The sequence below is a fragment of the Allopusillimonas ginsengisoli genome, from assembly GCF_004153455.1.
GTDB lineage: Bacteria > Pseudomonadota > Gammaproteobacteria > Burkholderiales > Burkholderiaceae_B > Allopusillimonas > Allopusillimonas ginsengisoli.
In genome coordinates this window covers 389690-411409 of the sequence record NZ_SDQE01000001.1, presented here as the reverse complement: position 1 = coordinate 411409, position 21720 = coordinate 389690, and the positions used below count along the sequence as shown (strand labels likewise).

Annotated in this window: 19 protein-coding genes and 1 pseudogene; 16 read left to right on the top strand and 4 right to left on the bottom strand. The window is 58.4% G+C overall.

Annotation, left to right across the window (positions count from 1 at the left end):
- The first annotated feature begins 51 nt into the window (after positions 1-51).
- Genes ERE07_RS02095 through ERE07_RS02085 form a run of 3 tightly spaced genes read left to right on the top strand, consistent with a single transcriptional unit; the run spans position 52 to position 2537 of the window.
- Positions 52-999 carry a sugar ABC transporter substrate-binding protein gene (locus tag ERE07_RS02095; protein WP_130007150.1) on the top strand — a complete coding sequence of 316 codons (948 nt, stop codon included), beginning with the start codon at positions 52-54 and terminating at the stop codon, positions 997-999.
- A gap of 2 nt (positions 1000-1001) precedes the next feature.
- Positions 1002-1781, top strand: coding sequence for an ATP-binding cassette domain-containing protein (locus tag ERE07_RS02090; RefSeq protein WP_130007149.1), 780 nt, complete (start codon positions 1002-1004; stop codon positions 1779-1781).
- 36 nt (positions 1782-1817) lie between these two features.
- Complete coding sequence (locus ERE07_RS02085) at positions 1818-2537, top strand: GntR family transcriptional regulator (RefSeq protein WP_130007148.1); 720 nt, start codon at positions 1818-1820, stop codon at positions 2535-2537.
- 1 nt (position 2538) lies between these two features.
- Here ERE07_RS02085 and ERE07_RS02080 read toward each other — a convergent pair whose 3' ends face one another.
- Entirely contained in the window at positions 2539-3699 is a 1161-nt protein-coding gene (locus ERE07_RS02080) for a mandelate racemase/muconate lactonizing enzyme family protein (protein WP_245153355.1), read from the bottom strand.
- 97 nt (positions 3700-3796) lie between these two features.
- On the opposite strand from ERE07_RS02080, the gene ERE07_RS02075 reads away from it, so the two are divergent.
- Genes ERE07_RS02075 through ERE07_RS02065 form a run of 3 tightly spaced genes read left to right on the top strand, consistent with a single transcriptional unit; the run spans position 3797 to position 7963 of the window.
- Positions 3797-4771 carry a Bug family tripartite tricarboxylate transporter substrate binding protein gene (locus ERE07_RS02075; RefSeq protein WP_130007146.1) on the top strand — a complete coding sequence of 325 codons (975 nt, stop codon included), beginning with the start codon at positions 3797-3799 and terminating at the stop codon, positions 4769-4771.
- Positions 4772-4774: 3 nt separating this feature from the next.
- Positions 4775-6310 carry a sulfatase gene (locus tag ERE07_RS02070; RefSeq protein ID WP_130007145.1) on the top strand — a complete coding sequence of 512 codons (1536 nt, stop codon included), beginning with the start codon at positions 4775-4777 and terminating at the stop codon, positions 6308-6310.
- Between the two features lie 33 nt (positions 6311-6343).
- The gene (locus ERE07_RS02065; RefSeq protein WP_130007144.1) at positions 6344-7963 is read left to right on the top strand and encodes a GMC family oxidoreductase; all 1620 of its coding nucleotides are present in this window, start codon (positions 6344-6346) and stop codon (positions 7961-7963) included.
- On the opposite strand, the gene ERE07_RS02060 is transcribed toward ERE07_RS02065, so the two are convergent.
- Positions 7960-9249: an MFS transporter gene (locus ERE07_RS02060; protein WP_130007143.1), complete on the bottom strand. Its 1290-nt coding sequence runs from the start codon at positions 9247-9249 to the stop codon at positions 7960-7962. The genes ERE07_RS02065 and ERE07_RS02060 overlap by 4 nt on opposite strands.
- Positions 9250-9393: 144 nt before the next feature.
- On the opposite strand from ERE07_RS02060, the gene ERE07_RS02055 reads away from it, so the two are divergent.
- Both ERE07_RS02055 and ERE07_RS02050 read left to right on the top strand, forming a co-directional pair.
- Positions 9394-10164 (top strand): AraC family transcriptional regulator, encoded by a 771-nt coding sequence (locus tag ERE07_RS02055; RefSeq protein WP_130007142.1) that lies wholly within the window; start codon positions 9394-9396, stop codon positions 10162-10164.
- A gap of 106 nt (positions 10165-10270) precedes the next feature.
- Positions 10271-11365, top strand: a complete 1095-nt coding sequence (locus ERE07_RS02050; protein ID WP_167670701.1) for an acyltransferase — start codon at positions 10271-10273, stop codon at positions 11363-11365.
- 39 nt (positions 11366-11404) lie between these two features.
- On the opposite strand, the gene ERE07_RS02045 is transcribed toward ERE07_RS02050, so the two are convergent.
- Positions 11405-12016 carry a LuxR C-terminal-related transcriptional regulator gene (locus tag ERE07_RS02045; RefSeq protein WP_245153354.1) on the bottom strand — a complete coding sequence of 204 codons (612 nt, stop codon included), beginning with the start codon at positions 12014-12016 and terminating at the stop codon, positions 11405-11407.
- Between the two features lie 455 nt (positions 12017-12471).
- Here ERE07_RS02045 and ERE07_RS22300 point away from each other — a divergent pair.
- Positions 12472-12746 (top strand): annotated as a pseudogene (locus ERE07_RS22300) (long-chain fatty acid--CoA ligase); the annotation flags it as partial.
- A 95-nt stretch (positions 12747-12841) separates the two neighbouring features.
- On the opposite strand, the gene ERE07_RS02035 reads toward ERE07_RS22300, so the two are convergent.
- Positions 12842-14041 carry a trans-sulfuration enzyme family protein gene (locus tag ERE07_RS02035; protein ID WP_130007139.1) on the bottom strand — a complete coding sequence of 400 codons (1200 nt, stop codon included), beginning with the start codon at positions 14039-14041 and terminating at the stop codon, positions 12842-12844.
- A 179-nt stretch (positions 14042-14220) separates the two neighbouring features.
- Between ERE07_RS02035 and ERE07_RS02030 the strand changes: the two genes are divergently transcribed.
- From ERE07_RS02030 to ERE07_RS02000, 7 genes are all read left to right on the top strand, one after another.
- Entirely contained in the window at positions 14221-14943 is a 723-nt protein-coding gene (locus ERE07_RS02030) for a GntR family transcriptional regulator (protein ID WP_130007138.1), read from the top strand.
- Positions 14944-15052: 109 nt separating this feature from the next.
- The gene (locus tag ERE07_RS02025; RefSeq protein ID WP_130007671.1) at positions 15053-16315 is read left to right on the top strand and encodes a malonyl-CoA decarboxylase domain-containing protein; all 1263 of its coding nucleotides are present in this window, start codon (positions 15053-15055) and stop codon (positions 16313-16315) included.
- On the top strand, positions 16312-17130 hold the full coding sequence (locus ERE07_RS02020; RefSeq protein WP_130007137.1) for an enoyl-CoA hydratase/isomerase family protein: 819 nt from the start codon (positions 16312-16314) through the stop codon (positions 17128-17130). The genes ERE07_RS02025 and ERE07_RS02020 overlap by 4 nt, the downstream gene beginning before the upstream one ends.
- A complete protein-coding gene (locus tag ERE07_RS02015) occupies positions 17127-18665 on the top strand; it encodes a malonate--CoA ligase (RefSeq protein WP_130007136.1) in 1539 nt (512 codons plus the stop codon). Before ERE07_RS02020 ends, ERE07_RS02015 begins: the two co-directional genes overlap by 4 nt.
- Positions 18666-18774: 109 nt before the next feature.
- The gene (locus ERE07_RS02010) at positions 18775-19773 is read left to right on the top strand and encodes a TRAP transporter substrate-binding protein (RefSeq protein WP_130007135.1); all 999 of its coding nucleotides are present in this window, start codon (positions 18775-18777) and stop codon (positions 19771-19773) included.
- 114 nt (positions 19774-19887) lie between these two features.
- Complete coding sequence (locus ERE07_RS02005; protein ID WP_130007134.1) at positions 19888-20376, top strand: TRAP transporter small permease subunit; 489 nt, start codon at positions 19888-19890, stop codon at positions 20374-20376.
- Positions 20373-21689: a TRAP transporter large permease gene (locus ERE07_RS02000; RefSeq protein WP_130007133.1), complete on the top strand. Its 1317-nt coding sequence runs from the start codon at positions 20373-20375 to the stop codon at positions 21687-21689. The genes ERE07_RS02005 and ERE07_RS02000 overlap by 4 nt, the downstream gene beginning before the upstream one ends.
- Positions 21690-21720 lie beyond the last annotated feature (31 nt).

The following is a 21720-nucleotide window of genomic DNA, read 5'->3' as shown; positions in this document are numbered from 1 at the left end:
GCCGTGCCATTTATTTAGATAACCACAGTTTCAAATTTGGGGGAGAGCGTCATGCGCAAATCACTTCTTCGTTGTGTCGCTATTGCGGCGCTGGCCTGGAGCTGCGCGAGTGCGGCCCAGGCCGCCAAGCTGGCCATCATTGGTTTTCAGATGTCGTCAGAGACTCACGCGCGGGTGGCTAACGCCGCGAAGGCCGCGGCTGAAGCCAAAGGATGGGATGTACAAGTGCTGAACAGCAAGGGTGATATGTCCACCCATATCAATCAGTTGGACAACCTGTTGCTGACGCAGCCCGACGGCATTATCATCGCGATGGGTAAGCCCTTGCAGGCTCAGGAGCAGTTTCGAAAGGCCAGGGAGGCAGGCATACCGCTCGTGACGGTCATGAGCGGCACCAGCCCCGATTCCCTTGCCGATATTGCTGTCAATGAGTATTCCGCAGGCGCGCAGGCTGCGCTATATCTGCTTGATCATCTCAATTATCAAGGCAATATCCTGACCCAGCGTTTCGAGGGCAATGTGGGCACGCGTATTCGCGGCAAGATATTGGATGTGGTGCTCAGCGAAAATCCCGCCGTCAAGCAAATTGGCAGCCACACCATGGCACGCACGGCATCATGGCGCGACGATGTGCAGGCTGGCATGAATGCCTTGCTGCTCAAGAATCAGGGCAAGGTGGACGGTATTTGGGCATCCTTTGACGCGCAGGCCTATATCATTGACGATATTTTGCGCCAGATGGGTGCCAAAAAAGGCAACCCGGTCCTGGTCAGCATAGACGGTGGCGCTGAAACCTACCGCCGTATTGCCGATCCTGAGTCGCTATTGATGGCAACCGTGATGATTCCGTTCGAGAAGATGGGTGCGGAGGCGGTGGATGTCGTGGACCGGATCGCGGTCAAGAAAGAAACCAGGGAATCGGTTGCGCCTGGCCCATACATTTACCTTGATGCCCAGCTGGTAGACGCTGGCAACGTCGCCGATTTTCTGAAGAACTGAGCGTGAACAAGATCCTTGAGCTGCGCCAGCTGGCCAAGCGATATGGGGCTGTGGAAGCCCTGCGCGGTGTCGATGTCGACGTGCACGAAGGCGAGGTGCTGGCGATTTGCGGCGACAACGGCGCGGGCAAAAGCACGCTGATCAAAGTGGTGTCCGGCGCGCATTCCATGAGTTCAGGGCAGATGCGGCTGTTTGGCCGTGAGGCGCGATGGTCTTCGCCGCACGATGCGCTGTCCAATGGAGTGGCCACCATTTACCAGGATCTCGCCCTGGCGCCGCGGCTCAGTATTTGGCAAAACGTGTTCCTGGGGGCGGAGTTGCGGCGCCGCGTGCTGCCTGGCTTGCATGTGCTCGACAAGCGCAGCATGCGTACCCAGACGTTATCCTATCTCCAGCGCTTGAACCAGGACATCGATGATGTCGACAGGCCTGTGTCGGATTTTTCCGGCGGCCAGCGGCAGGCGGTCGCCATTGCCCGGGCGCTGCGCTGGCAAGCCCGGATCGTGATCATGGATGAGCCTACTGCCGCGCTGGGCGTCAAGGAAACCGCCCGTGTGCTGGCATTGATTCAGCAATTGAAGAACGAAGGCGTTACGGTGTTACTGATCAGTCACAATATGGACGATGTGGTTCGGGTAGCCGACCGCGTGGTTATCCTGAAGGCCGGCAGCGTAGCAACGCAAGGCCCGGTCGAAGGCCTCCAGCCGGCAGCGCTCGCGCAGGCCATCATGACAGGGGAGTGGCCGGCCGGGCCGGTCGCCGCCGAGGGGAGTCTGAAATAATGCGATATTGCATATCCACGTACGTTACCGCCAGCGATGAATATCAGATTTCTCGATAGCCGGGTTCCTCGATATTTGCAGCTTGCCGAATTAATGCGGCAGCGCATTATCCGGGGCGACTGGCCCGAGGGGCACAGGCTTCCATCACTCGAGCAATTGCTCGCCGAATTCGGTGTCGCCCGCGTCACGGTGCGGCAAGCGATAGACATGCTTGCCCAGCAAGGACTGGTGTCAAGGCAGCAAGGGCGCGGCACATTCGTGACCAATCAGCCCCGTAATGACCGGTGGGTGAATGTCGTCACGACGCTGGAGGCGCTGGCCAATGTTTATCGCGATACACAGCCTACGATTGTCAATATCGATGAGTCCAGCCGTCTGCCGCCACTGCAGCCTGGCGAAGGGCTGGCCGCTGACAATTATGTATATATGCGCAGGGTCCATTCACGCCAGGAACGACCCTATTGCACCATCAATATTTATGTCGCAGAAGACATATTTCGCGAAAACCCGGAGCAGTTTCGCAACAGCACAGTCATTCCGTTGCTGATGGCCTCCGGAAAGATAGCGGACGCGCACCAGACGCTGACCATTGGAACGGCCGATATCGCGACTGCCCGCTATCTGGACCTTTCGATCAACGCGCCGGTGGCGGAGGTGAGACGGATATTCAAGGACGCGAACGGCGTAATTATTTATCTGGCCGAGGTTACCTATCGGGGGGACGCCATTCGTCTGGAAATGGACTTGAAGCCTTGACTCAGTGGCAGCGTCTCGCCACGGTTTCCCATTCTCCGGGCGTAGGAAGCACGCCGAGCCCAGGCTCGCTGCCAAGCTTTACCCGTCCTTGATCGGGATGTGAAAATGCGGGGCGGGAGAACGTACGCAAAGGGTTGGGGTTGGCATCTATCTCGAGAATCCCATTCGCGCCGGTGGCGGCAAGCAGGTGTGCAGAGGCCAGCAGCCCGATACCGCCTCCCAGGTAATGCGGGCAATATCGAAGCGACTTGGCCAGGATGCGGGCGATGACGGGCCAGTTGCCGGAGATTCCTCCCCATTTGGCTATATCGGGTTGAATCACACGCAATGCGCCAGACATGATCGCCTCGTCGAATGCTGGCGCGCCAATCAGGTTTTCGCCTGCGGCCAGGGGTATGTCTGTGCTGTGAGCCAGGTCTTTCCAGCAGGGCCAGCGAACATTGGCGCGTAATGGTTCTTCTATCCAGGCAATATCGCAACCCTCCAGCAATGCCGTCATGCGCATGGCGCGAGGGATATCCCACCCCTGATTCGCATCGAGCATCAGCGAGTGTTCCGATCCCAGCATGTCGCGTACGCACTCCACGTTGCGAAGGTCCTTGTCGTCATCAAAACCAACCTTGAGTTTGAAAGACGAATGGCCGGCCGAGAGCGCGCTGCGCACCGTTCCAACCGCGTCGTCGGGATTTATGCCGCTTGCATAGACGCCGATGTCGTCGCTGACACCGCCCAGGTATTTCCACAAGGGCAAACCGGCGCGCCGCGCGCTTAAATCCCATAATGCAATATCAATGCCCGAAACGGCCTGCGATAAAGGGCCTGGCTCACCGCACTGAAGTGCCAATACTTGAGTTTGCTCCATCATACGGCTGAAGGCGGAGGAAGGGCCAGAAAACGCGCGACCCACCAGTAAAGGGGCCAGTACGACGTCAATCAGCTGGGCCCGATATTCCGCGCCGCAGGCGGGAAAATTGCACCATGCCTCCCCCCAGCCTTCAACGCCGTCCGTATCGATGACTTGTACAAATACCGCCGGCCGATCATGCATCGTGCCGAACGATGTCTTGACGGGTTTCGTGATCGGCGCACGATATACATAAGTTTTGATGCTCGATATGGTCAGCGGGTCCTGGGGAAGCGGGGGGCGGTGGTGTGGAAGCAAAAGTGGCTCCATATCGTTATTGTCATAAGGGATGGTCTATAGTACGATAAGACTATAACTCTGACAAATACTCCTCAACCATTGGAGGGCGAGACACATGAAGCACTTATTGAGATATTTCGCCATAAGCCTCGCCGCAAGCGGCTTATTGGCAATGTCGCCTGCCTGGGCGGCCGGGTTCCCGAACAAGCCCTTGCGCATGGTGATTCCCTGGCCCGCGGGCGGCTTGGTCGATATCGTTGGGCGCGGTGTGGCTGAAAAAATGCAGCAGTCACTGGGCGTTCCCATTGTCGTAGAAAACAAGCCTGGTGCGGGCGGGGTGATTGGGGCGTCCGATGTGGCACGTGCGTCGCCTGATGGCTACACATTGCTGTTGACCACCAGCGCAATGAACATGAATGCGGCCATACGTTCAGAGCTCCCCTTCGATGTTGAAACGGCTTTTGACCCAGTTGCGGTTGCCGCCTACACATCGCTTATTCTGGTCACCAGCCCTCAGGGGCCAGCATCGGTGAAAATGCTCATAGAGCAGGCCAGGGCCAAGCCCGGTGAGCTCACTTATGCGTCTGCGGGCACTGGCACGCCCGGCCATTTTGCGGGTGAAATGCTTAAGGCCAGAGAGGGGCTCGACGTGGTTCACGTGCCATACAAGGGTGGCCCTCCCGCGATGATAGATCAGATCTCGGGGCGCGTGGATTATCACTTTGCCAATGCGGCTGTTGCCCTGCCACAGATAGCGGCGGGCAAGATCAAGGCTTTGGCGGTCGCCAGTGCACAGCGCATCCCTCAGCTGCCGGACGTGCCCACCATGGCGCAAGCGGGCATACAGGATTTTGACTTGGATCAGTGGATCGGCTATCTGGTGCCGGCGGGCGTTTCATCCGAGGTGCTCGGCAAGCTGAACGAGGCCATCGTCACCGCAGTGTCTGATGAAAAACTGCAGGCCTCACTTGTGACAAATGGCATGACGGCGGCTCAGCCAAGAACCGCCGCGCAATTCAAGGAATACCTGCACGACGATTACGCCAGATGGAAGACAATCGCGAAGCAGGCCAACATACAACTGGATTAACACATGCGCACCATATTCCTGCTTTTCGATTCACTTGTTCGCAATGCGCTCGAGTGCTATGGGGGGACATCTGTTTATACGCCCAATTTTCAGCGCTTTTCCGAGCGGTCTGTCACGTTCGACAATCACTTCGTGGGTAGTTTGCCGTGTATGCCGGCGCGGCGTGACATGCACACAGGGCGACTGAATTTTCTCCATCGCGGCTGGGGCCCTTTGGAACCCTTTGACCAGTCTTTTCCGGAATTGCTGCGCGACAAAGATGTATACACGCATCTGATTTCCGACCACTACCATTATTGGGAGGATGGCGGCTCCACGTACCACAATCGGTATAGGTCGTGGGAGTTCGTGCGCGGACAGGAGTGGGACAAATGGAAGGCCATGGTCGAGCCACCCCTGGATCGATTTCGTGCCATGTATCATCCCATGCAACATCCAGCCGACAAGCAGGATGGGAGGATTCAGGCCATGGTCAATCGGCATTTCATGCGTGATGAAAGCGAGTTTTGCTGTCCGCGCACATTTGCTGCGGGTTTTGAGTTCCTGGATCTGAACCGAGAAGCGGACAACTGGCTGCTGCATCTGGAGTGCTTTGATCCTCATGAACCGTTTTTTGCTCCGCCACGGTTTCGAGAGAAATATCCGACGGGCTATAACGGCCCGATCCTGGATTGGCCCCGCTACAAGCGGTTGGAGGAGGACGGCGCAGAGGTGCAGGAGCTGCGCGCCAATTACGCTGCCCTCCTCAGCATGTGCGACTTTTACCTGGGGCAGATGCTTGATTACCTCGACAGGCACGACATGTGGCGTGACACGGCCGTTATTCTGACGACAGACCATGGTTTTCTGTTGGCGGAGCACGACTGGTGGGGCAAAAACCGCATGCCCTTCTATAACGAAATCGCACATATCCCCTTGATGATTCACCATCCGGCGCATCGCAGCCAGGCGGGGAAGCGCCGCAAATCCCTGACGCAAACGATCGATATCATGCCCACGCTGCTGGCTTGTCACGGCGCGCCTGTTCCGGAAAGTGTCCAAGGCCATTCCTTGCTTCCATTGCTTGAAGAAGACAGCGCAGTGCGCGAAGCCGCCGTGTATGGCATGTTCGGGGCAGGCACCAATATTACCGACGGACGCCACACCTATTTTCGTTATCCGGAGGATATGACTCAACAGATGCTGTACGAGTACACATTGATGCCCATGCATTTAAAGAGCATGTTTCATGTGGACGAACTGCGCGCGGCACAGTTGGTGGAACCATTTGGTTTTTCGCAGGGGGTGCCTTTGCTCAAGGTGCCGGCGCGCCGGAACGTGAAGGGCCAGCCAGCTGGCCATCAAGGCCAGGGCGGTGGTTATGAGGACACCACAACGGTTCTCTATGATCTTGCAACCGATTACGAGCAGCAGCGACCTTTTCGCGACGAGGGCATAGAGGCCCGGCTGCTTGGATTGATGGCGCAGATCATGAGTGCCCACGAAGCGCCGGCCGAAGCGTTTTCCCGTTTGGCGATATCGGAACCGGATCGTGAGTGACGGTCGTTCGCAGGCAAGCATGGAGCGCGCAGGATGAATAAGGCCCCTAAAATTGAACATTATGATTACATCATTGTCGGCGCGGGATCGGCAGGGTGCGTCCTGGCCAACAGGCTGAGCGTCAATCCGGCTGTCCGCGTGTTGCTCCTGGAGGCCGGCGGGGCGCCGCGCAGCCTTTGGCTGAGGCTGCCTGTGGGGTATTTCCGTACGATTTATGACCCGCGCTTTTCGTGGCAGTTTCCCACCACCCCCCAGCCCGAAACGGCCAATCGCGAAATCATCTGGCCGCGAGGCCGTGGGCTGGGAGGATCCAGCGCGATTAATGGCTTGTTGTACATCCGCGGCCAGCATGCTGATTTCGATGATTGGGAGCAAGCGGGGGCGTATGGCTGGCGCTATCGCGATGTCTTGCCTTATTTCAAACGCTCAGAGCGTTATGAGGGAGGCGAGAGCGAATATCATGGCGGCAGTGGCGAGCTTGGAGTGTCGAACCTGCGAAACGACCATCCTTATTGCGAGGCCTGGTTGAATGCAGGAGCGCAGGCCGGCTTTGCATCAACAGGAGACTTCAATGGGGCAGACGATTCCGGCCTTGGCACGTATCAGCTGACGTTGCGGGGGCATTGGCGTTGCGACGCGGCAACTGCGTTTCTGAAGCCCGTGATGACGCGCAACAATCTCTTTGTGAAAACAGGGGCGCATGTTACGCGTGTGCTCTTCAATGGCGACGCGGCGACAGGCGTTGAGTGGCTTGCAGAGGGTGAACTGAAGAGCGCGCACGCAGATGCCGAGGTCATCATCGCGGCAGGGGCCGTACAGTCGCCCCAGATTCTGCAGCTTTCGGGCATAGGGCCTGCCGGATTGTTGAAGCAACATGATGTCCGGGTCAGAGTGGATGCCCCTGAAGTAGGAAAAAATCTGCAGGATCATTATCAGGCTCGCGTAATCGTCAAGCTCAAGAAAAAGATGTCGCTCAATGACGACGTGCGCAATCCCGTCAAGCTCATGGGCATGGGCGCGCAATGGCTTTTTCAGAAGCGGGGCCCGTTGACGGTCGGGGCAGGCCAGGTGGGCGGCCTGGTCTGCAGTGAGCATGCCAGGCAGGGGCGCCCCGATCTGCTGTTGAACGTGATGCCATTGTCGGTGGACAAACCGGGTGATCCCTTGCACGGTTTTTCGGGATTCTCAGCGTCGGCGGCGCAATGCCGGCCTGAGTCGTTGGGCGAAGTAAGAATTGCCTCCGCCGACCCACTGGTGGCGCCCGCGATTCTTCCCAATTATCTGCAGTCCGGACTGGATGTCGATGTGTTGGTGTCGGGGTTGAGGATCTTGCGCGACATCTACCAGCAGCCCGCATTCCGGGAATTGATCACGCCCGAGGAGTACCTGCCGGGCAGTCAGATTCGTAGCGGAACCGATCTGGCCACCTTCGCCCGCAGCAAAGGGGGCACGGTGTTTCATGCAGCGGGTACTTGCCGTATGGGCAGTGATCCACAGTCAGTCGTGGATGCTGAATTACGGGTTCGGGGAGCGAGAAGGCTGCGCGTGGTTGATGCCTCTGTCATGCCCCGTATTGTTTCCACCAACACAAACGCAGCATCAATCATGATAGGAGAGCGGGGCGCTGATCTCGTCTTGAACAGCTCCGCCTAGGTCTTCCCGTGCCTTTCCGGCAACAAAAAGGCAGCCAGCCCCAACAGCGGCAGGAAGGAGCACACCTTGTAGACAAACTCGATACTGGTTACATCCGCCAGGCTCCCGAGCGCTGCGGCGCCGATGCCGGCCATGCCGAAGGCCAGGCCAAAGAACAGGCCGGAAATCATGCCTGTCTTGCCCGGCACCAGCTCTTGCGCATACACCAGGATGGCCGAAAACGCAGAGGCAATGATCAGGCCGATCACGAATATCAGTGCAATCGTCCAGAATAGGTTGGCATAGGGAAGTGCCAGGGCGAAGGGGGCGGCGCCCACAATCGAACCCCAAATAACGCGCTTGCGGCCGATGCGATCACCCACTGGGCCGCCGACGACCGTCCCGACTGCTACGGCGAACAAGAACACGAACAGGCAGTACTGCGCGTTCTGAATGGATACACCGAAACGGTCGATGAGATAGAACGTCAGATAGCTGTTCAGGCCGGTCAGATAGAAATACTTGGAAAAAATCAGGACAAGCAGTATGCATAGCGCGCCGATGACCTGGGAGCGCGTCAGGCCGGTCTCCACGCGTGCGAGGCTGGCGCGCCCGCGCACGGTATTCAGGTTTGCGCCGTACCAACGGCTTACTCGCATCAGAATGAAGATGGCGGCCAATGCCGCAAGCGAAAACCAGGCGACGCTGCCTTGCCCGAACGGTACGATAATGAGCGCGGCCAACAAGGGCCCCAGAGAGGAGCCAATATTGCCGCCCACCTGGAAGATGGATTGCGCCAAGCCATGCTGGCCTGCCGAGGCCATGCGCGCCACGCGGGATGACTCAGGGTGAAACACCGAGGAACCCATGCCAATCAACGCGGCGGCGGCGACAATGCTGGGAAAGTTCCATGCTTGCGACAGCAGCAGCAGGCCGAGCAGCGTGAAACTCATGCCTATCGGCAGCGAGTACGGTTTGGGCCGCTTGTCGGTAAAGGCGCCGATCAGGGGCTGCAGCAGAGAAGATGAAAACTGAAAGGCAAGCGTGATGACGCCAATCTGGGCGAAGCTGAGCGAGAAATTGCCCTTGAGCACGGGATACAGCGCCAGCAGCACCGACTGCATCATGTCGTTGAGCAGATGCGAGACGCTGATGGCTCCGAGCACGCGGTAGGCGACGCCGGTGTCTTTGGCAGGCGCCGCACTGGTCGACGAGATGGATGCCGTAGGGGGGATTTCCTGCCCTGCAGGGGCGATGGGCGTATCCGCGCTGGTGTCGGGCGAGATCGCGGCGGTGGCTTGATTCATGATTCAGACGCTCGAAAAATGGCGTGGCAATGCAAAAACGAGGCCGACCATTCCGGTTCCGACCTTTGAATAACAAAATATAGGCGTGGGAGGGCTGTCTGTCATTAGAATAATAGACATTCATCAACGAATTTCGGCCAGCCTATGATGCTCAAAATTGATCTGCTCGAACAAACCGATCGGGATGTGGTGGTGGTGGAGTCCGAATACCCCGATGGTCACGTGGTGGCCAGCCATACCCACAAGCGGGTGCAGCTGCTGCACGCGATCAGCGGCATCATGCAGTTGGAAACGGGCCAGGGCACATGGATCGTGCCGCCAGGCTTTGCCTTGTGGATTCCCGCAGGCGTACGGCATCAACTGCGGACTTCGCGCGTCACAACTCGCAGTCTGTATTTCAGGGTGGATGCGCTGCGCCGCGTGCCGCAGGCCTGCCAGGTCATAGAGGTATCGCCTTTGCTGCGCGAGCTCATCGATGCGGCAGCCCAGGTGCCGGTGCTGTACGACATTGGGCAGCGCGATGGTGCACTGATGCATCTGTTGCTGCTCGAAGCTAGCCAGTCGCCTGCCGCGCCTTTTCATTTGCCGATGCCGCGCGATGGCGAGCTTGCCGCGATCTGCAATGCCTTTTTCAGGGCGCCGACGCAGTCGATTACGCCGGCGCAGTGGGCAAGCAGGCTGCATGTCAGCGAGCGCACGTTTTACCGGAGATTTGTGGCGGGCACGGGCCTGAACTTCATCGACTGGCGCAGTCGGGCTTGTGTGCTCGTTGCAATTTCGCGCCTGTCGCAAGGAGACAGTGTCACGAGCATTGCGATGGATATGGGCTATGAGCACCCGTCGGCATTTTCGGCGATGTTCAGAAAGGTGACGGGCAGGCCGCCCAGCGTTTACGCGCGGCGTGCTGCCGCCTGACCGCGCCTGCGTATTCCGCGTTTACGCTCTGCTACACCTGGAAAAGTTCGAAAGCACGCCCGTGTGGGCGGTATGTTACACATAAGGCAGGCAGATCAAACAAGCCGTGAACACGGTGCCTGCGCCCAGCCTGGGCGCGGCGCGCCACTGGAGTCAGGAGTGCATGCAGGTAAAACAGAAAGGATTCGGCGTGGCGATGGACACTGCGAGAGTAGTGGCCTGTTTCATGGTTGTACTGCTGCATGTGGCTGCATTGAACTTCCATGTATTCGACGAACAATGGTGGGCCAGTAATTTCTACGACTCACTGACTCGCAGTTGCGTGCCGCTTTTTCTGATGATTACCGGGGTACTGCTTCTGGGCAAGCAGGAGGCAATGCCGGTTTTTTTCAGGAAACGGTTCTTGCGTGTTTTACCGCCCCTGGTGTTCTGGTCACTGTTTTACATGATATGGAACACTTTGCAGGGTGAGCGCTACGGCGCCTGGTACGACTGGCTGGGTGAATTGCTCAATGGGCCTGTAACATTCCATCTCTGGTATCTCTACGCCATCGTCGGCATTTATCTGTTTGTGCCGTTTTTGCGCAAGATATGGAATGCCACTGGCCCTTCAGAGAAAAAAATCTATCTTGGGGTATGGGCCATGGTGTCGTGCTGGCCCACCATCAAGACGGTGCTGGGCATTGATGCCGATTTGCTTGAAGTATACGGAGTAGGCCCATTCTTTGGACTGGTCGGCTATTTGTTCCTGGGCGCCTATGTACATGAGCTTTATCTGCAGCAGGAGAACAAGCGTCAGTATGTCCTGGGCAACGCTGGCCTGTTCGCGGTGTTTTCGGCGCTGACAATGGTCGCTACCTATGCATATTCTTTACGTGCAGGCGAACCGGATCCCTTGTTCTATGATTATCTGTCTCCGTTTGTGCTGGCGTCGTCTGTGTGCGCGTTCAATATCCTGTACGGTCTGGGCTCCAAGAGTGGCGATTTTGCAGGGCCTTTGAAGCGGGCTTCAGCCTGTACGCTCGGCGTCTATTGCATCCACATTTTCATCTTGCAGCGTGTTGACGACGCGACCGATATCATGACGGGCGACAGCTCGCCGTGGTGGTCGATTCCGTTCATGGCGGTGTGCGTGTTTGCGCTGTCGATGGCGGCGATCATGGTGCTTCGCCGCTTCCGGCCGTTTACTTACGTGACCTGATCATACGGCGGCGTTACGGGTTTGGCTTGCATGCCCCGTTTATTCCCGGCTGGTCACCATGATGATCTTGGACACCAGTTCTGCCGTATTCTTGGCTGCCAGCTTTTTCATGAGCCTGCCGCGATGGACTTCGACTGTGCGGTGCGAGATGCCTAGCGCGGCTGCGGTTTCCTTGCATGTCAGGCCATTGACGATATAACCCGAGATTTCCTGCTCGCGCGGCGTGAGGTCGGCGGTTTTGGTCAGGTTGCGATGGATGCGTTCGAAACTCCATATCATGAGGTTGAATGGTTGTTGAGGCGTCAGCGTGATGCCGCGCGCCCTGGCCCAGAAGATTTCCTTGTTGCGATGCTGCATGAAGCGCTCGTCTTCGTAGCTATTCTTGTCTTGCAGTGCTTTAAGACAGCGCTCGCCGATTTCGTAGTAATCAGCGCTGCACGGATAGAGTTTGAGAATGAGTTCGCCGGTGAGCGCTTCGACGGTATAGCCGAACAGATTCGCGAAAGCATGATTGCAACGCAGAATCTTGCGATTCTGGGTGATGATCTGCGGCGCGGGCGATTCACGAAATGCAAGCGCTTCGAGTTCAGGATCGGACATGGCCTTGACGTGATCAGTCAAATGAGGATCAGCTGCGGTGTTTGCGGGCATGCTGGCGGGACGGCGGGGTTTGGGACAGCGATGGATTTTGCTACGTATACATGTACGTGCAGGCACGAATGGACCTACGTATGATATCCAGTCATTATTCAAAAAACAATCACCGGAGGGTGGACGATGCACGCGCAACCTGTTTCGGTCAGGCCCGGTGGCCATGCCGGAATCGGCCGGCCTGACGCCCTCAGCAGGCGTCCAGGCCTGTCTGGATGCTCATGAATATCGCCAATTGGCTGCATAGCCGTGCGCTGCTGGCGCCGGAGGCGCCCGCGCTGTGTTCCGGCACATCGCTCTGGGCGACGTATCGGCAGTTTGCGGTTAGAGCGAACGCGCTCGCTGCGCATTTGCAATCGGACTATCCGGAAGGCTGCCAGATAGCTGGCGTTGATACCGATGCGTTTCGCGCCCTGATGGCGAGGGCGAACGGCCTTGCCGCGCCCAGGCTCGTGGCGCCTATGTCGCATGGGGCGGGCCTGTACAATTTTGCCTTCGTGCTTTTTGGCGCGCGCCATGTGGTGCCGGTTTCGCGCGGTTTTGACAGTCGGGAGATTCTTGCGCTGGCCGAATCGAAGCGCTCGATACACTGGGTCCGCGCTTCGCGCAAATCTATGGCCAGGGCGAAAGCCCCATGACCATTACCGCCATGCGACCCGAGGCGATTGCCGATCGGCGCCAACCCCGTTGGCATGCGCGTATCGCTTCAGTGGGCAGGGCGCAGGCATGCGGCGCGCCCCATCCTGAGTGGGGTGAGCAGGTGCTGGCCAGTGTTGAGATCCTGTGGCGCACTCTCACCTCTGGGCTGACAGTGACTGCAATGTTTCACAGGCTGGCAAGCGCGCGCCCGAGATCAGCCTTGAGGTCGTCGATGTGTTCTACGCCGACAGACATTCGCACAAAATTAGGTTCTATGCCTGCCGTACTCATCTGCGCTTCGGTCATGGTGCTGGCCCACATGGCGGCGGTATGCACGACCAAGGTTTCGACACCGCCCAGGCTGACCGCATGCGTTGCCAGCTGAAGCGATGACACAAAGCGGCTGGTTGCTTCGAAACCACCTTTGAGCGAGTAGGCAATCACTGCGCCAAAACCCTTCATTTGACGAAGCGCCAGCGCATGTTGGGGATGGCTGGGCAGGCCGGGATAAAACACGTTTTCGATTTGTGGGTGTTGTTCCAGCCATTGTGCCAGCGCCAGCGCATTGGCATTGATGCGCTCCATGCGCAGGGATAGCGTGCGCAGGCCGCGCAGCAAAAGCCAGGCGTCCATCGGCGATAGAACCGAACCGAGCGTGATGTGCATGCTCCAGATTTTCTGGGCAAGTTCCTCGCTGCAACACACTGCGCCGGCGGTCAGGTCATGGTGTCCGCCGAAATATTTGGTGGCGCTGTGTACAACGATGTCGATGCCCAGCGTGTGCGGCCGTTGATTGAGCGGCGAGGCGAAGGTGTTGTCGGCCACTGTAATGATGCCGCGTGCCTTGGCCAGGTCGCCTATGGCCTGCAGGTCAGTGAGCGAGAGGGTGGGATTAACGGGAGTTTCCACCATGATCAATCGGGTGTTGGGTCGGATGGCTGCTGCGAATGCTTCGGTGTCGGTCTGGTCTACGATGGTCGATTCAATGCCGAACCTGGGCAGCACCTCTTCGAAGAGCTTGGAGGTGCTCATATAGTGCTTGCGCTGGGCAATGACATGGTCGCCTTTGGCAACCAGCGCCAGAATGGTGGTGCTGATGGCGCCCATGCCCGATGCCATGAGTAATGCGGTTTCGGTTTGCTCCAGCCCGGCGAGGATGGCTTCCACGTGCTTGTGAACGGGATTGCCATAGCGTGTATAAAAACCTGGGTGCCGAGGGGTGTTGGCCATGTCGGCAAACTGCTCGGCAGTGTCAGCGCGGTAGGTGGCGCTGTAGTGGATCGGCGGCACCACAGACCGGTCTATGGAGAGCGAGGCATCACCGTGCAATACAGTGGTTTCATCATGCCAGGACACTGAAGAGGGTTCGGGGGCGGCGACTTTCATTAGGACTCCATGGTAGGTTGAGGTGTTGCGCATCCAACAGCCTGCGCCGCTTCCGATAATACGCCGTATGCTGGCATACCCTATAGTCATCGCCATAATTATGAATTATGATGGCTGAAAATTACGCATCGCCTTGATGCAGGAAAGCGGTTCAAGCTGCTGTACATCGGGAGAGGGGCATGGCATCGCGTATCATCCAGCAAGTGTTGTATCAGCAGGTTGCCGATCAATTGCGCGCCATGATCCAGGCCGGCGAGCTGGAGGCCGGCGAATGGATAGACGAAGTTCGCCTTACCCGGGATCTCGGCATTTCACGTACACCGCTGCGCGAAGCCCTCAAGGTGCTGGTGGCCGAAGGCCTGTTGCGGCTGGAGCCCCGGCGCGGCTGTTTCGTCAATCAGCTCTCGGCGCGTGATCTCGATGAAATTTTCCCGCTCATGGCCATGCTCGAAGGGCGCTGTGCCTACGAAGCGGCCAGCAAGGTCACCGACGAAGACTTGCGCCGGCTCGAACCACTGCACCAACGCCTGAGCGAGCACGCTGCGTTGGGCGACATTGATCAATACTACGCCAGCAATGCGCTCATCCATGAGGCGGTTCAGGCGCTCGCGGACAACCGCTGGCTGTCTGACCTGATCGACAATCTGCGCAAGTTGCTCAGCCTCTCGCGGCATAAAAGCCTGGCGTGGCCGGGCCGTATCAGTGAATCCTGCGCGGAGCACCTGGCGATTTTCGCTGCGCTGAAGGCGCGCGATCCGGAGGGCGCAGAAGCCTTGACACGCAAGCACTTGTTGCGTCAGCTCGAAGCGTTGCATTGCCTCGCTGCCGAGGAAGCAGCCCAACTCACCGATCGAACGGCCCCTCTGGAAACAGGAGAAATAGATGGCATTGAAAGACAGTGACAAAGTGATCGCGACAACCCAGAGCAAGCCAATTGACGACAAACCTGAAGCGGTGCGGCCGAAAACCGCCGGCACGTCGGTTGTGTCCGTGGGCGCCGCAGCCCCTGCCATGGGCGAAGACAAGCCCGAGGATAAACTCGATAAGCCCGCGCAGGGCCTGATGGCTCGCCTGGGCCGCTGGCTGGAGCGGGATCACACACCCACCGCCAGCGAGGTGGCGCCGCTGTTCACGGCGCGCCTGACTGATGTGGCCGCCAATCGCTTGGCCAAGCAATGGAGCACCCGCTACGATGCCGCCGACGGCAAGGAACGGCGTACGCTGCTGGCGGTGCTGGCCCAGGCCAGCGGCAAGCTTGAGCCGCGCGGCGATCAAGGGCAGCGTCTATTCAAGCGCTTGTATGCGCAGGCAGAGAGCTTGCGCTTGCTGGTCGATTTGCGCGCCGATATGCTGCGCTGGCGCAATCAGGTGTCGGGGCTGAGCGTGATGGAGCGCGAGCTCGAGGGATTGCTGTCCAGCTGGTTTGATGTGGGCATGCTGGAATTGCGGCCCATCAACTGGGATTCGCCCGCATCGCTGCTCGAAAAACTCATTCAGTACGAAGCTGTCCATGAGATCCGTTCGTGGGAGGAGCTGAAGCATCGTGTCGCGGATGACCGTCGATGCTATGCGTTTTTTCATCCGCGCATGAGCGATGTGCCATTGATTTTTGTCGAGGTGGCTTTTGCCGCCCAAATGGCCGGCAACGTGCAGCTGCTGCTTGATCCGCATGTTCCGTCCGACAGCCCCGAGAAGGCGCGCTGGGCAATCTTCTATTCCATTTCCAATACACAGCCGGGGCTGCGTGGCATCAGTTTCGGGAATTTCCTGCTCAAGCGCGTGATCGATGCGCTGCTTGCCGAGTTGCCACGCTTGAAGTCATTCGCGACGCTCTCGCCTATCCCTGGTTTTGCTGACTGGCTGAGCAAGCAGGACGGCAAGGCCTTGCAGGATTTGCTGCACGATAAGGCCGACAAACAGGCAGCCGTCGATGATCCCGATGCCGGCAGCAAGTGGGTGCAGCGCTTGCAGGCGGCTGCCGCGGCGGGGCAGGGCGGCGACGGCGCGTTGCAGCGCACGGGGCTGCGGCTGGCGGTGCATTACTTGCGGAGCATGAAGGGGGGGCAGCCGTTGGATCCTGTCGCGCGGTTTCACCTGGGCAACGGTGCGCGCATTGAACGGGTCAATTGGGCGGCGGATTGCTCTGCCAAGGGCATGGCGCAATCCTGCGGCATCATGACCAATTATCTGTATGAGCTGGATCAGCTTGACGATAATCTGGCCCAGCTTGCCGAGGGCAAACCAAAAATGGGGCTGAACCTGCGATGGCGATGAATGAGTTGAACGAATCCCACATCGACAGCGCGCCGGGCGGTCACGTTAAGGTGGAGCAGCATGGCGCCATCGCGCTGGTCACATTGAGCCATCCGGGGCGGTTAAACGCCATCAGCGTGGCTATGTGGGCGTCGATCAGGCAAATCTTCACGGCACTGTCCGCGCAGGATGATCTGCGCTGCGTGGTATTGCGCGGCGACAACAAGCAGTTCGCCGCCGGCGCGGATATCAGCGAGTTTCCTCGCGAACGTGCAGACATGGCCGGCGTCTTGCGCTATCACACCGAGATACTGGCGCCGGCGTTGGTTGCCGTGGGCAACTGTCGACACCCGGTGCTGGCGCAGATAGAGGGCGTGTGCGTTGGCGGCGGGCTGGAGCTTGCCAGCCAATGCGATTTGCGTATTGCAGGTGAATCCGCTCGTTTTGGCGTGCCCATCAATCGCCTGGGCTTTCCCATGGCGCCGGACGAAATGCGCGGACTGCTGGCCCTGGCCGGGCGTGCCGTCACACTGGAGATTCTGCTTGAAGGGCGTGTGTTTGGCGCGGCAGAGGCCCAGGCAAAAGGCTTGTTGACCCGCATCGTGCCAGACAGCGATGTCGCGGCCGATGTGATGCGCGCGGCACGCCGTATAGAGCGCGGCGCGCCGCTGGCGGCCCGCATCAATAAATTGACGGCGGCGCGCTTGTGTGCGACGCCCGATCCTTTAACTGAAACCGAGCGCAAGGCCTTTTTCGGCTATGCCGAAAGCCGCGATCATCGCGAGGGGGTGGCGGCTTTTCTGGCGGGGCGCGTACCGGTATTTACGGGAGAATGACCTTGGAAGGCAATGCCAATCTGTATGCTCTGCTTTCATCGGGCTTTCCGGCGGATCGTTCGCAGATTGCGATCGAAACACCGGAGCGCAATTACAGTTGGACAGATATCGACGATATCAGCGCGCGCCTTGCTGCACTGCTGCAGGCGCTGGAATTGCCTGCGGGCGCGCGCGTGGCTGTGCAGGTGGAAAAATCGCCAGAAGCGCTTATGCTCTACCTGGCGACCCTGCGAGCGGGGCTGGTGTATTTGCCACTCAATACCGCTTATCGTGCGGCCGAAGTCGAGTATTTTCTGACGGATGCTGAGCCATCGCTGGTGGTGTGCGATAGCCGCAACCAGGATTGGATCAGTGCGCTCGCAAAGAAAACCGGCACGCCGCATGTCTATACGCTGGATGCGGATGGCAGCGGCAGCCTGCCGGTGGCAGCGGCAAGCCAGGAGGCAACCTTCGAAACAGTGCAGAACAGTCCTGATGATCTGGCGGCAATCCTGTACACCTCTGGCACCACAGGCCGGAGCAAGGGGGCCATGCTTTCGCATCGCAATCTGTCATCCAATGCCGAGGTATTGAAAGCGTATTGGGGCTGGCAGTCGGACGACGTGCTGCTGCACATGTTGCCTATTTTTCATGTACATGGCTTGTTTGTCGCTTCGCACGGCGCGTTGCTGGCAGGGGCCAAGATGATATGGCTGCCCAGGCTCAATGTGGAGCAGGCGCTGCGCTATCTGCCTCGCAGCACGATCATGATGGGTGTGCCTACCTACTATGTCCGCCTGCTGGCAGACCCGCGATTTACGCGCGAAGTGTGCGCGAACATGCGCTTGTTCATTTCAGGCTCGGCGCCGCTGCTTGCGGAAACCTTTAACGCGTTTCGGGAGCGTAGCGGTCATACGATACTGGAGCGTTATGGCATGAGCGAAACCGTCATGCTTACCTCCAACCCCTATCATCCCGCTGATGGCGAGCGTATCGGCGGCACGGTGGGCAAGCCGCTGCCCGGCGTTCAGGTGAGGGTGGTGGATGATCAGTTGTCGCCTGTCAATTCTGGCGAGATCGGCGCCGTACAGGTGCGCGGGCCAAATGTGTTTGCCGGCTATTGGCGCATGCCGGAGAAGACGCGCGAAGAGTTCACGGAAGACGGTTGGTTCAGAACGGGTGATGTAGGCCAATGGGGCGGCGGGTCGGTGCCAGCCGAGTATCTGACCATTGTCGGCCGCAGCAAAGACCTTATCATCACTGGGGGCTACAACGTTTATCCCAAGGAAATCGAGCTGGTCATCGACGCCATGCCGGGGGTGGATGAGTCGGCTGTGATTGGCGTGCCGCATCCGGATTTTGGTGAGGCGGTGGTGGCCGTTGTCGTGCCCCGCAAGGGCGAAACGCTGGATGCCGAGGCCATGCTGGCCAGCCTGAAGCAGGATCTGGCGAATTTCAAGGTACCCAAGCGTATCCATATCGCGGAGCAACTGGCCCGCAACACCATGGGCAAGGTTCAGAAGAACGTATTGAGGGAACAGTACAAAGACATATAGGCGCGCACACCGCGCAGGAGTACTGCCATAAGAAGGAGGCAGAATGCTGTAAGGCAGTTGCAGGTGAGTGGGCTGCCATTTTTATTTCTATAAAACGAGGAGACAAGCAATGCACAAGGTATTTCGATACGCGGCCCTGGCCGCGCTATGCGCCGCCGCGACCGGAACGGCACTTGCCGCCGATATGACTTTACGCGCATCACATCAGTTTCCTGGCGGGCAGGGTGATCCGCGCGACGAGATGGTGCAAATCATTGCCCGTGAAGTCGCTGCGGCCGATGTCGGGCTGAAAATCCAGGTGTTTCCGTCATCATCGCTCTACAAGGCCAATGAGCAGTGGGGCGCCATCACGCGCGGACAGTTGGATATGTCCGCGTTCCCGCTGGATTATGCTTCGGGCCGTGTTCCCCAGTTTTCGGCGACCCTCATGCCTGGGCTGGTCCGCAATTACGATCACGCGCAGCGCTTGAACGATTCTGAGTTTATGCAGGACATCAAGAAAATCGTCGAGGACAAAGGCGCGGTGGTGATTGCCGATGCGTGGTTGGCAGGCGGGTTTGCGTCCAAGAAAAATTGCATTACCAGCCCTGACACAATCAAGGGGCAGGTGATTCGCGCGGCGGGTCCGGCATTCGAGCAGATGCTGGCGGCAGCGGGCGCTTCAATATCGTCCATGCCCTCATCGGAAATCTACACGGCCATGCAGACCGGCGTACTGGATGCCACCAATACGTCCAATGACAGTTTTGTGTCGTATCGCATCTACGAGCAGGTCGAATGCCTGACGGCACCGGGCGAAAACGCACTGTGGTTCATGTACGAGCCTGTGATCATGTCCAAGAAAGTATTTGACAATCTGAAGCCTGAGCAACGGGACGCCATTCTGGCTGCCGCCAAAAAGGCTGAGGATTATTTTGTTGGCGAATCACGCAAGGGCGAGCAGAAAATGATAGATACCTTCACCAAGTCAGGAGTCAAGGTCGTTTCGATGTCGCAGGAAGACTATGACGCCTGGATGAAGGTTGCCGAGGCGTCGTCCTATAAGAACTTTGCCGAGAAGGTCAAGGGTGGCGATGAGCTGCTAAAGAAGGCATTGGCTGTGAAGTAAGCGTGCAGATAGCCTGCCGGTTTGCGCGCCGGCAGGCGATTTTTCTGTTCGCATAAGCCTGGCCGGCGCCATGCCGTGGTGCGCCGGTGTCTCGTCCAGAACAAGGATCATTACATGACCCGGACCTACGTTGATTTCATAGAGAGGCTGTCGCGCCTGTGCGGCGTGCTGTCGGCCTTGTTGCTGATTTTTGCCATGCTTGTCGTCTGCGAGATGATCGTCATACGCTATATCTTGCGAGCCGCCACGATCTGGCAGACCGAAGCCGTCGTGTTCAGTGCGACTGCCGCTATTTTCCTGGGAGCGCCGTACGTATTGATGACAAAAGGCCATGTCGGCGTGGATGTCATCCAGATGCTGGTCAAGCCGCGCACGCGACTGCGCATGGAGCGCACGGGTGCTTTGTTGGGCATGGTTTTCTGCATCACGATGGTGGTCGCCACCGCTATCCATCTATATGAGGCGCTGGAAGGCGGCTGGACAACACCCAGTGTTGCGGCCATTCCATTGTGGATGCCCTTGGCGCCGATGCTTGTGGGGCTGCTGTTGCTCAGCCTGCAGTACGTTGCTGAACTGATCAAACTGGCAGGAGAGCCCACATGACGCCAACGATCGCTGGTATTTTGCTCGTTTCAGGCCTGTGTCTGCTGCTGGGCACGGGCATGCCGATCGCGTTTGCCCTGGGGCTGGCCGCCATTGCCGGCTTGTTTCTGGATATGGGCTTCGATGTCATTTATGTCATCACCGAAACCATGTTCGCGGGCATTGCCAACCTGGCTTATGTCGCAATACCCATGTTTGTGTTGATGGGTGCGATTGTGGCCGGCACACCGGCGGGCGGCGATTTGTACAAGGCGCTGGATCGCTGGCTGTATAAGGTGCCAGGCGGGTTGGTGCTGTCCAATATTGGCGCCTGCGCGATTTTTTCGGGCATGACCGGATCAAGCCCAGCGACGTGTGCGGCCATCGGCAAGATGGGCATTCCCGAAATGGTCAAGCGCGGGTATCCGAATTCCGTGGCGACGGGTTCCATTGCTGCTGGCGGGACGCTGGGGATCCTGATTCCTCCTTCGGTCACGATGATTGTGTATGGCATCTCGACACAAACATCAATAGGCCGTCTTTTCCTTGCCGGGGTGGTGCCGGGCATTATGCTGACCGCCATGTTCATGGTCTGGGCTGTGTTCGACGCTCGCCGCAAAGGATTTCAGTTCCATGCAACCTCGTTGCACTACACGCTCAAACAGAAGCTGGCCACTTTGCCGCGCGTGCTGCCACTGATCTTTATCATCGTGGGAATGCTGTTTGTGCTGTATGGCGGCGTGGCGACGCCTTCGGAAGCGGCAGGCGCGGGGGCGCTGCTGACGTTGATTGTGGTCGTGGTCGTTTACCGTTTGTTCCGTATCCGCAACTTTACCGGGATATTTGGTTCCGCCATGCGCGAAAGCGTGATGATCATGATGATCATGGCGTCTGCGGAGCTCTTTGCCTTTGCGTTGTCGTCGCTGTACATCACGCAGTCGCTGGCCGCCACGATTGCCGCCATGGAAATCAATCGCTGGGCGCTGATGGGGCTGATCAATGTGTTTCTGTTGATCTCGGGCATGTTCCTGCCGCCTGTTGCCATTATCGTGATGTCTGCGCCGCTGCTGTTTCCCATCATTACCCAGGCGGGATTCGACCCCTACTGGTTTGCGGTGGTGCTGACCATCAACATGGAGATCGGCCTGATCACGCCGCCGGTGGGGCTGAACCTCTTTGTGCTCAATTCGATCGCGCCGGATATTCCCACCAAAGATATTCTCTGGGGCGCCTTACCCTATGTGCTGGTCATGATGCTGGCCATCCTGATTCTCTGCGTTTTTCCGGGGATTGTCACGGCCTTGCCGGAATGGTTTATGGGGCCGGCGATCTGATTCTGGCGGATCAAGGCTGGCCGGTGCGTAT

Excerpts from the sequence above, each read along its gene's own strand:
- ERE07_RS02095 (WP_130007150.1), top strand. The coding sequence starts at position 52 with ATGCGCAAATCACTTCTTCGTTGTGTCGCTATTGCGGCGCTGGCCTGG.
- ERE07_RS02085 (WP_130007148.1), top strand. The coding sequence starts at position 1,818 with ATGAATATCAGATTTCTCGATAGCCGGGTTCCTCGATATTTGCAGCTT.
- ERE07_RS02075 (WP_130007146.1), top strand. The coding sequence starts at position 3,797 with ATGAAGCACTTATTGAGATATTTCGCCATAAGCCTCGCCGCAAGCGGC.
- ERE07_RS02070 (WP_130007145.1), top strand. The coding sequence starts at position 4,775 with ATGCGCACCATATTCCTGCTTTTCGATTCACTTGTTCGCAATGCGCTC.
- ERE07_RS02065 (WP_130007144.1), top strand. The coding sequence starts at position 6,344 with ATGAATAAGGCCCCTAAAATTGAACATTATGATTACATCATTGTCGGC.
- ERE07_RS02060 (WP_130007143.1), bottom strand. The coding sequence starts at position 9,249 with ATGAATCAAGCCACCGCCGCGATCTCGCCCGACACCAGCGCGGATACG.
- ERE07_RS02055 (WP_130007142.1), top strand. The coding sequence starts at position 9,394 with ATGATGCTCAAAATTGATCTGCTCGAACAAACCGATCGGGATGTGGTG.
- ERE07_RS02045 (WP_245153354.1), bottom strand. The coding sequence starts at position 12,016 with ATGCCCGCAAACACCGCAGCTGATCCTCATTTGACTGATCACGTCAAG.
- ERE07_RS02035 (WP_130007139.1), bottom strand. The coding sequence starts at position 14,041 with ATGAAAGTCGCCGCCCCCGAACCCTCTTCAGTGTCCTGGCATGATGAA.
- ERE07_RS02030 (WP_130007138.1), top strand. The coding sequence starts at position 14,221 with ATGGCATCGCGTATCATCCAGCAAGTGTTGTATCAGCAGGTTGCCGAT.
- ERE07_RS02025 (WP_130007671.1), top strand. The coding sequence starts at position 15,053 with ATGGGCGAAGACAAGCCCGAGGATAAACTCGATAAGCCCGCGCAGGGC.
- ERE07_RS02020 (WP_130007137.1), top strand. The coding sequence starts at position 16,312 with ATGAATGAGTTGAACGAATCCCACATCGACAGCGCGCCGGGCGGTCAC.
- ERE07_RS02015 (WP_130007136.1), top strand. The coding sequence starts at position 17,127 with ATGACCTTGGAAGGCAATGCCAATCTGTATGCTCTGCTTTCATCGGGC.
- ERE07_RS02010 (WP_130007135.1), top strand. The coding sequence starts at position 18,775 with ATGCACAAGGTATTTCGATACGCGGCCCTGGCCGCGCTATGCGCCGCC.
- ERE07_RS02005 (WP_130007134.1), top strand. The coding sequence starts at position 19,888 with ATGACCCGGACCTACGTTGATTTCATAGAGAGGCTGTCGCGCCTGTGC.
- ERE07_RS02000 (WP_130007133.1), top strand. The coding sequence starts at position 20,373 with ATGACGCCAACGATCGCTGGTATTTTGCTCGTTTCAGGCCTGTGTCTG.